Source organism: Tenacibaculum profundi, assembly GCF_052050075.1.
Taxonomy (GTDB): Bacteria; Bacteroidota; Bacteroidia; order Flavobacteriales; family Flavobacteriaceae; genus Polaribacter.
Genome location: NZ_CP197225.1, coordinates 17,166 through 29,756 on the forward strand (window position 1 = coordinate 17,166; position 12,591 = coordinate 29,756).

Genomic DNA, 12,591 nt, shown 5'->3' on the forward strand with positions numbered 1-12,591 from the left:
TATGTCAGTGCTGAATGGTAAAAAAGTGTTGCTAGCTGTTACAGCAGGTATTGCGGCATACAAAACAGCCAGTTTAGTACGTTTATTTATAAAATTAGACGCAGAAGTCAAGGTTATTATGACTCCTGCGTCTAAAGATTTTATAACACCTCTGACATTGTCTACGTTGTCAAAAAATCCTGTTCATTCAGCATTTTATGAAGAAGAAGAAAACGAATTATGGAACAATCACGTTGAGCTTGGACTGTGGGCTGATCTTATGATAATAGCTCCAGCTACAGCCAATACCTTAGCTAAGATGACTAATGGTGTATGTGATAATTTAGTTTTAGCTACCTATTTATCAGCTAAGTGTCCTGTATATTTCGCACCTGCTATGGATTTGGATATGTATCAACATCCTTCTACAAAGAATAGTTTAAATAGGCTCCAAGAATTTGGTAATGTTATGATTCCGGCTACCTCAGGAGAGCTTGCTAGTGGTTTGGTTGGAGAAGGTAGAATGGCTGAACCTGAAGATATAGTTTCATTTATAGAGAAAGATATTTTGCATAAGCTACCCCTGAAAAATAAAAGAATACTAATAACAGCAGGTCCAACTCACGAAGCAATAGACCCTGTTAGGTTTATAGGAAATCACTCTTCTGGTAAAATGGGATTTGAATTAGCAAAAGCAGCTGCAAATTTAGGCGGAGAAGTAGTTTTGATAAGTGGTCCTAGTAATCAGTTTGTTAATCATTTATCAATAAAAAGAGTTGATATTATTTCGGCAGAAGAAATGTTTAAGGAGTGTCATAAATATTATGAGAATTCAGACATTGCTATTTTATCGGCCGCTGTAGCTGATTACAGACCAAAAAAGATAGCCTCGGAGAAAATAAAAAAGAAAGATTCAGCGTTAACTATAGAACTAGAACCTACCAAAGATATTTTAAAGTCTTTAGGAGAACTAAAGAAGAATCAAATTTTGGTTGGCTTTGCTTTGGAGACAAATAATGAAATAGAAAATGCAAAAAGCAAAATTGAAAGCAAAAATTTAGATTTAATCGTTTTAAATTCATTAAGGGACAGCGGAGCTGGTTTTGCTACTGATACGAATAAAGTAAGTATTTTGGACAGTAATCTGAACTGTAAAGAATTTGATTTGAAAGAAAAAAGTAAAGTTGCTAGTGATATATTTAACGAAATAATATTAAAATTATATGCATAAGTTTTTCATTTTAATTCTTTGCTGTGTTTTATCAACCAATTTAAGCTCACAGGAATTAAATGCTTTAGTTACTATTAATACAGAAAAAATACAAAGTTCAAATAAGCAGGTTTATACAACACTTCAAACAGCCCTGACTGAATTTTTAAACCAAAAGCAATGGACCGATAAAAGGTTTAAGGTTCAAGAAAGAATAAATTGTGCTTTTACGATTATAGTAAACGAACAAAATGGGAATGATTTTTCAGCTAGCCTTCAGGTACAAGCTACCAGACCGGTATATAAATCTTCGTATGCAAGTCCTATTCTAAATATTAATGATTTAAATTTTAATTTTAAATATAATGAGTTTGACCCATTAATATTCAATCCTAATATTTATGAGTCAAATTTGGTTTCGACAATAGCCTTTTATGCATATTTAATAATTGGTATTGATGCAGATACGTTCCAACAAAATGGAGGTGAAGCATATTATAAACAAGCTGAAAACGCAATGTTACAAGCACAGTCTAATGGGGAGTCAGGCTGGCAGAATCAAATTGGGAAACAAAATAGGTTTGCTTTAATTGATAGCTTATTATCGCAGAAATTTTCTCCACTCAGAAATATTTATTACAATTATCATAGGAATGGTTTTGATAAAATGATCTCAAATATTGATGAAGCAAAACTAGAAATTGAAAAAAATATAATTGATTTAGATAAAATTCACAACATTACTGTTGGAAATTATATGATTCGTGTTTTTCTTGATGCTAAAGCGGATGAGATCGTTAATGTTTTTTCACAGGGAAAACAAAGTCCTAATCAGCAAAAGATGAAAGCAGTTCTTCAAGCGGTTTCTCCAACATATGAAAATAAATGGGAGAAAATTAATTAGGCTTTTAGTATTGAATTAAGATATATTAATTCATTCAAAATTCTTACTTTTATTCTTTTCAAAGAGTTAGAACTTGCTTACACATTTATCAATACATAATTATGCGTTAATCAATTACTTATCAATTGATTTTACAAAAGGACTATCTATAATTACTGGAGAAACAGGTGCTGGTAAATCTATTCTTTTAGGTGCTTTAGGACTTGTTACGGGAAATAGAGCCGATTTGTCCTCCTTAAAAAATACAGATCAAAAGTGTGTTATAGAGGCAGAGTTTTCTTTAGATGGATATGGTCTTGCTACTCTTTTCGAAGAACTAGATGTTGATTATGATGACAATACAATAATAAGAAGAGAAATATTACCATCAGGAAAATCAAGAGCTTTTGTAAATGACACTCCAGTTCGTCTGTCTGTATTAACAACACTCAAAACGAATCTACTAGATATACATTCTCAACATCAAACACTTGAAATATCTGATGAAAGTTTCCAGTATTCTATTTTAGATGCTTTAGCAAATAATACTGCTAAAATAGCTTCTTATAAAAGGGGATTGAGAAAATATAATATCCTAAAAAAAGAGCTGAAAATTTTTCAAGAAGAAGCCAAAAAGTCTACAGAACAATATGATTATAATTTACACTTATTTAATGAACTAGAGGAGGCTTCACTCCAATTAGGAGAGCAGAAAATATTGGAAGACAAATTAGATAAGCTTAATAACATTGAAGATATTAAATTAAACTTATCAGAAAGTCTTCACATGGTAATCAATGAAGAAATAGGTTTACAAACTCAGTTAAATTCACTAGAGAACAAACTCCAAAAAATAAGTTGTTATGCTAAAGAATACGACGAATTATTTTCTAGAATATCCAGTTTAAAAATTGAGCTTGATGATGTTATTTCTGAATTGGAATCAGAAAATGAAAAAGTAGATTTCAATCCATTAGAGATAGAAGAGTTAAATGATAGGCTCCAATTAATTTATGGTTTACAAAAAAAACACGCTGTAGGTAGCATTGATGAATTATTAAAAATTCATGAAAATCTGAGTGAGAAGGTTTCTCAGGTTCAGGGAGCTAGTGATCTCATTCAAAAAAAAGAAAATGAAATTAAAGAGGTGGCAAATAAGCTTGATGAGCTAGCTAAAGTTATTATGAGCAAACGAAATAAAGTGATTAAACCTTTACAAAAAGAGTTGAAATATTTGTTAACGGAATTGGGCATGCCAAATGCGAATTTTTTAATTGAAGTAAGAGAAAGCGAAAACTATAACAGTTTTGGTAAAGATGAACTTATTTTTCTTTTTTCAGCAAATAAGGGTGGTAATTTTGGTGAGTTAAAAAAAGTAGCTTCAGGAGGTGAATTATCAAGAATAATGCTGTCGATTAAGAATATTCTTTCAAAGAACATTCAATTACCAACAATAATTTTTGATGAGATAGATACTGGTGTTTCAGGTGAAGTTTCTAATAAAATTGCAGATATTATGAAAGATATGGCAAACTATATGCAGGTAATTACAATTACACATTTACCTCAAATAGCTGCACAAGGAGAACATCATTATAAGGTTTATAAAGGAGAGAAAAATGGAGTTACAACATCAAATTTAAAACTCTTAAACCATGAAGATAGAGTTTTAGAAATAGCAGAAATGTTAAGTGGTAAAGATTATTCAAAGAGTGCAATTGTTCATGCAAAAGAATTACTTACAAAATAATAATACTACCAAAATATTGATTTTTTTAAGTAAGCTTTTGGCTACAAAAAGAAATTAGTATCCATATATAAAGAATATTATTATATCTATAAAGGTTTATATTTGCCTTTACAAATAACTAAAGAAAAGACAACGATATTATGTACAATTTATTAAAAGGAAAGAAAGGAATAATTTTTGGAGCACTAAATGAGCATTCTATAGCTTGGAAAGTTGCGGAGAGAGCTCATGAAGAAGGCGCTCAATTTGTGTTGACAAATGCTCCAATAGCAATGCGAATGGGAGAAATCAATAATTTGGCTGAGAAAACCGGATCGCAAGTGATTCCTGCAGATGCTACTTCAATTGAAGATTTATCTAATTTAGTTGAAAAGTCGATGGAAATTTTAGGAGGAAAAATAGATTTTGTTTTACATTCTATCGGGATGTCGGTAAATGTTCGTAAAGGACGTCACTATACGGATTCTAAATATGATTTCACTAATAAAGGTTTTGATGTTTCAGCTTTATCCTTCCACAAAACAATGAATGTATTATATAATAAAAAGGCAATGAATGATTGGGGAAGTATTGTGGCTTTAACCTATATGGCAGCTCAGAGGGTATTTCCAGATTACAATGATATGGCTGATAATAAAGCTTATTTAGAATCTATTGCCAGAAGTTTTGGGTATTTTTTTGGTAGAGATCATAAAGTGCGTGTAAATACAGTTTCTCAGTCTCCTACACCAACAACGGCAGGAAGTGGTGTTAAAGGTTTTGATGGATTTATATCTTATGCAGAAAAAATGTCACCTTTAGGAAATGCTACAGCTTTGGAGTGTGCAGATTACACAATATCTTTATTTTCAGACTTAACAAAGAAAGTTACTTTGCAAAACTTGTTTCATGATGGAGGTTTTTCTAACATGGGAGTAAGTGATGCTGTTATGGAGAAATTTATTGAGAAATAGATTTTTAAGTCAAAAAGTTAAATATATAAAAAAGCAAATCAGTAGATTTGCTTTTTTATTTGAATGTATCTAAATAACGATAAAAAATTATGAACTAACTATTTTTCAGATATACTTGAGAGAATATAACTTATTTTTATGTGTATTTTCAAAAAATAATTATTAGAAGATTGATTAATGAGTAAAATTACATTATTAGAAAAGAAATTATCGACTTTAAGAGTTCAGTTAAAAGAACATCATTTGTATAAATCGTTGAATGATATTGAAGATGTACGTCTGTTTATGCAAGAACATGTTTTTGCAGTATGGGATTTTATGTCACTTTTAAAGGCTTTACAACAAGCATTAACCTGTACAACTTTACCTTGGATACCAGTTGTTAACCCTAAAACAGCAAGGTTTATAAATGAGATTGTTTTGGGTGAAGAAACAGATTTAAATGAATTGAATGAGCCAAAGAGTCATTTTGAAATGTATTTAGATGCAATGTTTCAAACAGGTGCAAATACAAAACAAATAGCCTCATTTATATCTAATTTAATAGACTCTGGTGAAATTGAGTCTTCGATGAAATATTTAAATATAGAAAAAGAAACTAAAGAATTTGTTTCGTTTACTTTCGAAGTCGTTGAAACTAAGCAACCACATATAATAGCAGCATGTTTTACTTTTGGAAGAGAAGATTTAATTCCAGATATGTTTCTTGAAATAGTAAAAAATACAGAAAAGAAATATGATGTTGATTACAGCAAATTAACTTATTATTTGAATAGACATATCGAATTAGATGGAGATGAACACGGGCCTTTATCCCTTCAAATGATAGAAGAGTTATGTGGTAATGATGAGCAGAAATGGGATGATGTTTTTTATTATGCAAAAGTATCTTTAGAAAAGCGAATAAATCTATGGGATGGGATAGAGCGAAAATTGCTAATTCGAAAAAAAGCAACCTTAAATTAGAAGAATGAAATTATCGTTATCTATTATAGTACCGGTTTATAATAGACCAAAAGAAATAGATGAATTATTAGAAAGCTTAACAAAACAAACTTACAAAGGCGATTATGAGGTTATAATTGTAGAAGATGGATCTCAAAACACTTCGGAAAAGATAACTCAAAAATACAAAGATTTAAATGTAAAATATTTATATAAACCTAATACTGGTCCCGGAGATTCAAGAAACTTTGGAATGAGAAAAGCTTCTGGTAATTATTTTATTATTTTAGATTCAGATGTTATTTTACCAAACAATTATTTAGAAACGTTAGAAACCTTTCTTAATGAATCTTATGTAGATTGTTTTGGAGGATCTGATGCGGCTCACGAAAATTTTACAACACTTCAAAAAGCAATTAATTATGTGATGACTTCTTTTTTTACAACTGGAGGCATTAGAGGTGGAAGAAACAGAGTTCAAAAATTTGAACCTCGAAGTTTCAATATGGGTATTTCAAAAGATGCTTTTGTAAAAACGAATGGTTTTTCCAGAATTCATCCAGGAGAGGATCCAGATTTATCAAGGAGAATAGAGAAAGCGGGGTTTAAAACTGCATTTTTGCCCGAAGCTCATGTTTTTCACAAAAGAAGAATCTCTTGGGATAAGTTTTATACTCAGGTAAAAAAGTTCGGAACGGTTAGACCAATTTTATCTAGTTGGCATCCGAAAACAAAGAAACTTACTTTTTGGTTCCCTACAATGTTTGTGTTTTTTACTTTAGGTTCGGTATTAGCGACTTTTGTGGTAAAAAATATTTGGTTTATTGTACCATTGTTATCTTATTTACTTGTTTTACTTATTCATTCTACATTATTAAATAAGAGTTTAAAAGTGGGGTTTTGGTCCATATATGCGGTTTTTATTCAATTTTTTGGTTATGGTATAGCTTTTTTAAAATCTACTTTTTATATACGTATATTAAAAAGAGATCCTGAAAAGCAATTTCCTCATTATTTTTTTAAAAAAAATGAAGCCACCTAATCTTATTTACTTTATGAGATATTTAAATAGGGATAATTGATAGATTCCAATGAAGTTCTTATTTTTGGTAAAAATAATTCTAAGTTGAAAAAAATATTAGTTACTGGTGGAGCTGGTTTTATTGGTTCGCACCTTTGTGAAAGGCTATTAAATGAAGGAAATGAGGTAATATGTTTGGATAACTATTTTACAGGTAGTAAGAAAAATATTTTACATTTGATGAATAACCCATTTTTTGAATTAGTTCGTCATGATGTTACTGAGCCCTATTACGCTGAGGTAGATGATATATATAACTTAGCTTGTCCAGCATCACCAATACATTATCAACATGATCCTATAAAAACAATTAAGACCTCTGTTGTTGGTGCAACTAATATGTTAGGTTTGGCAAAGAGAGTAAATGCAAAAATTTTACAAGCATCTACAAGTGAGGTTTATGGAGACCCAAAGGTTCATCCACAACCTGAAAGTTATTGGGGACATGTAAACCCAATAGGGTTGCGGTCATGTTATGATGAAGGTAAACGATGTGCTGAATCACTTTTTATAAATTATCATAAACAAAATAATGTTCGTATTAAAATTATTAGAATTTTTAATACCTATGGAACAAGAATGAATACTAATGACGGTAGAGTTATTTCAAATTTTATTGTTCAAGCTTTAAAAGGAGAAGATATAACAATCTACGGTGATGGATCTCAGACAAGAAGTTTCCAGTATGTAGATGATTTAATAGAAGGAATGATTCGAATGATGAATACACCTGAAAATGTAATTGGACCACTGAATATTGGAAATCCTTTGGAATTTTCAATTGCGCAATTGGCTAATGAAATTATTCGATTAACAAATTCATCTTCTAAGATTATTTATAAACCTCTACCTGAAGATGATCCAATGCAGCGTAAACCTGATATTACATTGGCACAAAAAATATTAAACGATTGGAAACCTGTGGTAGGTTTAGAAGAAGGATTAAATAAGGTAATTACTTATTTTTATAAGGTTATGAAATAAACGTGTTTGATTAACTGTATTTGAAAATTTTTAGTATTTATTGTTAATACTTAAATAAAATAACAAAACCGTCTAAAAAGAAATTTAGACGGTTTTTAATTTATTTTATTGCTCAGGATTTAATATTCCAAGTATATAGCCGTTTGCTAGATATTTTTTCGCTACCTTTTGTAGATCTTTAATTGTTAAAGAATTCACACGATCTTCAAACGTAAACGGATCTGATTTATCATTATTCAAATAATCAATATTTTTCAAAGTTGATAACCAAAAACGATTCTTTTTTAAGTTCTCTTTATGATCGTTAATTATTCCTTTTTGTGCCTTTATTAAATCTTCGGCAGTGGGACCATTTTTTACAATATCCGCTACTTGATTAACAGATATTGTTTTTAATTTTACCACATTTTCAGGAGCGCAAGGAAAAGAAATTGTCATATTATATTTTCCATAAGGTAATTTTGATATTCGTCCACGAGTTCTAGAAGAATATACACCACCTTCTTTTTCGCGAAGTTTTTCCGTTAATTTAATACCAATTACATCTCCTAAGAGCATAAAAGCTAAGGCTTCTTTTTCGTTATATTTTGTTTCTCCTTGGTAGATAATTTTAACATTACTTTTAGGGTCTTTACCTTTTTCAAAAGTTTTCGAGTGAGTTCCAGAAATGGGTCTAAAATCATGAATTTTATATGTTTCGTTTGAGTTTTTACCAGGTAAACTAGCTAAGTACTTTTCTGAAAATTCTTTGATTTGTTTTTCATCAATGTTTCCTACAAAGTAAAAGTTGAAATCTCCTGCGTCGGCGAAACGCTCTAGGTATTTCGTATAAGCAAGATTATAATCTGCTTGTTCATATGCTTCTGGAGAAGGAAATCCAGAATATCTTGAATTTCCATTGTTCATAAACTCACCCATTTCTTTTTGAAAATAAAAATTCGGGTTAGCCATTAAGTTCCCTAAGAAACTTTTTTGCTTATTAATATATGATTTAAAAGCTTTTTCATCTTTATTTAAAGCGGTAAAGTATAAATATACCATTTGGAATAATTCTTCAGTATATTTTGGAGTAACCATTCCTCGGAAGCCTTCACTTAATTCACTTATGTAAGGACTAACATTTACAATTTTACCAGACATCATTTTAGATAAATCATTTTTAGAATAAGTATTGATTCCCGTTTCAAAAAGCCCTCGATTGGCAAAAGTAGTTGCTTTTAAATCCTTGTCGGAATATAAAGAAGTACCCCCAAAGCTAAATGCTTCAAATAAAATTTCATCATTTTTAAAATTAGTTTTTTTGTAAATTACCTTAGCACCGTTACTTAGAGTCAATGTTGTTATTCCTAATTTATTATTTTTCTCAGTTGAAATAATAGAACCTGAAGTAATGGGGTTTGTTATTAAGTTGGAAGCTATAACTTTATCTTCATATGGTTTAAGGTCCTTTGTTTTAACATCATTTAATGCTTTTGTAACCTGACCTTTGGTAACAACTTTTTCTGGGCCTGTAATAACAACAACTCTATTGTCATCATGCAGGTAATTATTGATTAACTTGTTAACCTCATCAATTTTAATAGTGGGTAATAACCCCATTTGAATTTCATATTCCCAATCAATTCCTGGTATTGGTTCTTGTTCTAGGAAGTTATTGATGTATTCATTAACGATTCGTTTTGATTCTCTTTTATCCTTATCTTTAAAAGCCTTTTCGATGTTAGCTATAATGTTCTTTTTTGCTCTTTGAAGTTCACCTAACTGAAATCCGTATCGTTTTACTCGTTCATTCTCATCCAATAGTGTTATTAGGCCTTTTAACTGTCCATCGGCGCTAGTTCCAGCAATTGATTGATATGCATTTTTACCGCGTGCCCATGTTCGTCCGTGAAAGCTAAAACCATAAATAAAAGGAGGATTCTCACTATTTCTCAGCTCATCAAATCTATTGTTTATCATTTGACTAAATAGAGACTTTATAAGAGATTTTCTATAGTCTTCCATAGTTATCATAGGAGCAGCTTTATCATAATCTTTATACATTATCTGCACTCTTGAAAAAGGAGCTTCTTTGTCGGATTCAATTCCAATAAAGGTTTCTTTATGATTTTTCAGAGGAGAAACCTCTCTTTTTTTGGGGTTCTTTGGCATTGTTATTTGTCCAAAATGCTCTTTTACCTTTTGTTCTAGGGTAGCAACGTCAACATCTCCAACGGCAACAACAGCCATTAAATCTGGGCGATACCAGTCTTTGTAAAATCTTCTTAAGCTTTCATGTTTAAAGGTTTTAATATTTTCTTCAGTACCAATAGGAAGACGGTCGGCATATTTAGAACCATACATAACAATGGGTAAATACTTTTCACGCATTCTACTATCTGCACCCCTTCTTGAACGATATTCTTCTAAAATAACACCACGTTCTTCATCTATATCTTTTCCAGTTAACAGGGCACCATGTGCCCAATCTTCAATAATTTGGAAGCCTTTTTCTAATTTAGCCTTTTCATCACTTGGAATTGGCAAAATATAAACAGTTTCATCAAAGCTAGTATAAGCGTTTAAATGAGCACCAAATTTGACTCCTATTGACTGCAAATAATCTATTAAATCATTTTTTTTAAAGTTTTTGGTTCCGTTAAAGGCCATATGTTCCATAAAATGAGCCAAACCTAACTGATCTTCATCTTCTAAAATAGACCCAGCATTCACAATTAAACGAAGTTCAACTTTATTTTTTGGTTTCGAATTTTGTTTGATGTAATAGGTGAGTCCGTTCGATAACTTACCAATTTTTAGACTTGGGTCAACAGGTATTTTGATTGCAGTAAGTTTATTTTTTATTAAAGCGTTTGATTTTAGTTTCTGCGAATGTGACTTTAGTATAACAAAAACAATCAAAGAAATGATGAAAAACAGTTTCTTCATAGTGTTAAGTATTTGATTTATAGCGCAATTTACAAACACTATTTTTTACAACTAATTTTTTAGTTATAAAAAACTGTTAAAAAAAGTAGTATGTTTATTCAACTATTCAATCCTTTTTAGAAAATAACATTAATTACTTTATTATTTCTTCGGATTTAATGCACTTAAGATATGGTAATTTTTTTAGTAATGACCTTTATTATAGACTTGACGAAATGTCTTTGCTTGAATAAAATGAATGAAGCTACAATGTCTTTGATTAAGTCTTACATTTGAAAAAATCAAACGGAGAGTTTTCTATAATACTGTAGAAATTTTTTCAGGAGGTCTTCCAATAACAGCTTTATTTCCGTTAATTACGATTGGTCGTTCAATTAATTTAGGGTTTTCTACCATTGCAGTTATAATTTCATTTTCTGAAAGTTTCTTACCTTTAAAATTCTCTTTCCATATTTTTTCATTTTTTCTTACTAATTCAATAGGGGAGATATTAAGTAAATTGATAATTTCCGTTAGTTCTCTGAATGATGGAGGGGTATCTAAATATTTAATTATCTTGAATTCTTTTCCAGAATCTTCAAGAATGGCAACTCCTGAACGGGATTTACTACATCTATTGTTGTGATATATTTTTATCATGATAATATTTTTTCTACTATAACTCTTCAAAAAGAGGATTACGAATCTTGTTCTCTTTGCCCCATAGCCATTAGGTAAGATTTCAAAAATGGATTAATTTCTCCATTCATAATGGCATCAACATTACCTGTTTCGTGGGCTGTTCTTACATCTTTTACCAGCTTATATGGATGCATTACATAGTTTCGTATTTGACTACCCCACTCGTTTTTAAGTTTATTTGCTTCAATATCAGCACGTGCAGCTAACCTTTTTTGTAGTTCAATTTCATATAGTTGTGATTTAAGCATCTGCATTGCTGTGGCTCTATTGTCATGTTGAGAACGAGATGTAGAACATTGAATTTGAATTCCGGTAGGCTTATGGTGAAGTTGAACTTTTGTTTCTACCTTATTAACATTTTGTCCACCAGCACCACTTGACCTTGCAGTAGTTATTTCGATATCTGACGGATTAATTTCTATTTCTATTGAATTATCAGCTACAGGATATACATATACTGACGAAAAAGAAGTATGTCGTTTTGCATTACTGTCAAATGGAGATATTCTGACTAATCGATGAACACCATTTTCTCCTTTTAACCACCCAAAAGCATAATCTCCTTCCAGTTCAAGAGTTACTGTTTTAATTCCTGCAACATCTCCTTCTTGATAGTTTAATGTTTTTATTTTATATCCTTGTTTTTCAGCCCACATGGTATACATGCGCATAAGCATTTCAGTCCAATCACAACTTTCAGTCCCTCCAGCTCCTGCAGTAATTTGTATAACGGCACTCAAATTATCTCCTTCCTCAGAAAGCATATTTCTAAACTCTATATTTTCAAGAGTATTAATTGTTTTGCTGTGATAACTCACCAATTCTTCTTCTTCAATATCTCCTTCTTTATAAAAATCAAACAATACTTGAAGATCTTCGTTAAGAGCTACAATAGCATTATAGTCTTCAACCCATTTTTTCTTTAAACGAAGTGACTTCATCAATATTTCAGCTTCTTTTGGTTGGTTCCAAAAATCGGGATCTGCAGTTTTTTCCTCTTCATTAGAAATTTCAACCAATTTTTTCTCGATGTCTAAATAACCTCTAAGTTTTTCAACTCTTATAGAAATATCTTTTAATTGTTCTTGTGTAATCATAATTGAAGCAAAAATAAGTTAAAATTTAAGATTGAGTAGCGTATAGATTTAAATAACTAATACTATTTTATAACTTTAAGTAAAACTAATAAGTTTAATC

At 30.5% G+C, this 12,591-nt stretch carries 10 protein-coding genes; 7 read left to right on the top strand and 3 right to left on the bottom strand.

What is annotated here, in order from left to right; genetic code table 11:
* Nucleotide 1: 1 nt before the first annotated feature.
* From coaBC to ACSIGE_RS00125, 7 genes are all read left to right on the top strand, one after another.
* Nucleotides 2-1,210 carry a bifunctional phosphopantothenoylcysteine decarboxylase/phosphopantothenate--cysteine ligase CoaBC gene (gene coaBC, locus ACSIGE_RS00095; protein ID WP_440880768.1) on the top strand — a complete coding sequence of 403 codons (1,209 nt, stop codon included), beginning with the start codon at nucleotides 2-4 and terminating at the stop codon, nucleotides 1,208-1,210.
* Nucleotides 1,203-2,093 carry a DUF4835 family protein gene (locus ACSIGE_RS00100; protein ID WP_440880769.1) on the top strand — a complete coding sequence of 297 codons (891 nt, stop codon included), beginning with the start codon at nucleotides 1,203-1,205 and terminating at the stop codon, nucleotides 2,091-2,093. Before coaBC ends, ACSIGE_RS00100 begins: the two co-directional genes overlap by 8 nt.
* Before the next feature lie 73 nt (nucleotides 2,094-2,166).
* Nucleotides 2,167-3,822: a DNA repair protein RecN gene (gene recN / locus ACSIGE_RS00105; protein ID WP_440880770.1), complete on the top strand. Its 1,656-nt coding sequence runs from the start codon at nucleotides 2,167-2,169 to the stop codon at nucleotides 3,820-3,822.
* A gap of 140 nt (nucleotides 3,823-3,962) precedes the next feature.
* Nucleotides 3,963-4,775: an enoyl-ACP reductase FabI gene (locus tag ACSIGE_RS00110; protein ID WP_440880771.1), complete on the top strand. Its 813-nt coding sequence runs from the start codon at nucleotides 3,963-3,965 to the stop codon at nucleotides 4,773-4,775.
* A gap of 177 nt (nucleotides 4,776-4,952) precedes the next feature.
* Nucleotides 4,953-5,741 carry a DUF3050 domain-containing protein gene (locus ACSIGE_RS00115; RefSeq protein ID WP_440880772.1) on the top strand — a complete coding sequence of 263 codons (789 nt, stop codon included), beginning with the start codon at nucleotides 4,953-4,955 and terminating at the stop codon, nucleotides 5,739-5,741.
* Between the two features lie 4 nt (nucleotides 5,742-5,745).
* Entirely contained in the window at nucleotides 5,746-6,762 is a 1,017-nt protein-coding gene (locus tag ACSIGE_RS00120; RefSeq protein WP_440880773.1) for a glycosyltransferase, read from the top strand.
* 84 nt (nucleotides 6,763-6,846) lie between these two features.
* On the top strand, nucleotides 6,847-7,785 hold the full coding sequence (locus ACSIGE_RS00125; protein WP_440880774.1) for a UDP-glucuronic acid decarboxylase family protein: 939 nt from the start codon (nucleotides 6,847-6,849) through the stop codon (nucleotides 7,783-7,785).
* A 105-nt stretch (nucleotides 7,786-7,890) separates the two neighbouring features.
* On the opposite strand, the gene ACSIGE_RS00130 is transcribed toward ACSIGE_RS00125, so the two are convergent.
* From ACSIGE_RS00130 to prfB, 3 genes are all read right to left on the bottom strand, one after another.
* Complete coding sequence (locus ACSIGE_RS00130) at nucleotides 7,891-10,713, bottom strand: M16 family metallopeptidase (RefSeq protein ID WP_440880775.1); 2,823 nt, start codon at nucleotides 10,711-10,713, stop codon at nucleotides 7,891-7,893.
* A 297-nt stretch (nucleotides 10,714-11,010) separates the two neighbouring features.
* Nucleotides 11,011-11,352, bottom strand: coding sequence for an arsenate reductase (glutaredoxin) (gene arsC / locus ACSIGE_RS00135; protein WP_440882225.1), 342 nt, complete (start codon nucleotides 11,350-11,352; stop codon nucleotides 11,011-11,013).
* A gap of 38 nt (nucleotides 11,353-11,390) precedes the next feature.
* On the bottom strand, nucleotides 11,391-12,491 hold the full coding sequence (prfB, locus tag ACSIGE_RS00140) for a peptide chain release factor 2 (RefSeq protein ID WP_440880776.1): 1,101 nt from the start codon (nucleotides 12,489-12,491) through the stop codon (nucleotides 11,391-11,393).
* Between the last annotated feature and the right edge of the window lie 100 nt (nucleotides 12,492-12,591).

Bases quoted from the DNA above. Each gene is read 5' to 3' on its own strand.
- coaBC (WP_440880768.1), top strand. From the start codon at position 2: ATGTCAGTGCTGAATGGTAAAAAAGTGTTGCTAGCTGTTACAGCAGGT.
- ACSIGE_RS00100 (WP_440880769.1), top strand. From the start codon at position 1,203: ATGCATAAGTTTTTCATTTTAATTCTTTGCTGTGTTTTATCAACCAAT.
- ACSIGE_RS00110 (WP_440880771.1), top strand. From the start codon at position 3,963: ATGTACAATTTATTAAAAGGAAAGAAAGGAATAATTTTTGGAGCACTA.
- ACSIGE_RS00115 (WP_440880772.1), top strand. From the start codon at position 4,953: ATGAGTAAAATTACATTATTAGAAAAGAAATTATCGACTTTAAGAGTT.
- ACSIGE_RS00120 (WP_440880773.1), top strand. From the start codon at position 5,746: ATGAAATTATCGTTATCTATTATAGTACCGGTTTATAATAGACCAAAA.
- ACSIGE_RS00130 (WP_440880775.1), bottom strand. From the start codon at position 10,713: ATGAAGAAACTGTTTTTCATCATTTCTTTGATTGTTTTTGTTATACTA.
- arsC (WP_440882225.1), bottom strand. From the start codon at position 11,352: ATGATAAAAATATATCACAACAATAGATGTAGTAAATCCCGTTCAGGA.
- prfB (WP_440880776.1), bottom strand. From the start codon at position 12,491: ATGATTACACAAGAACAATTAAAAGATATTTCTATAAGAGTTGAAAAA.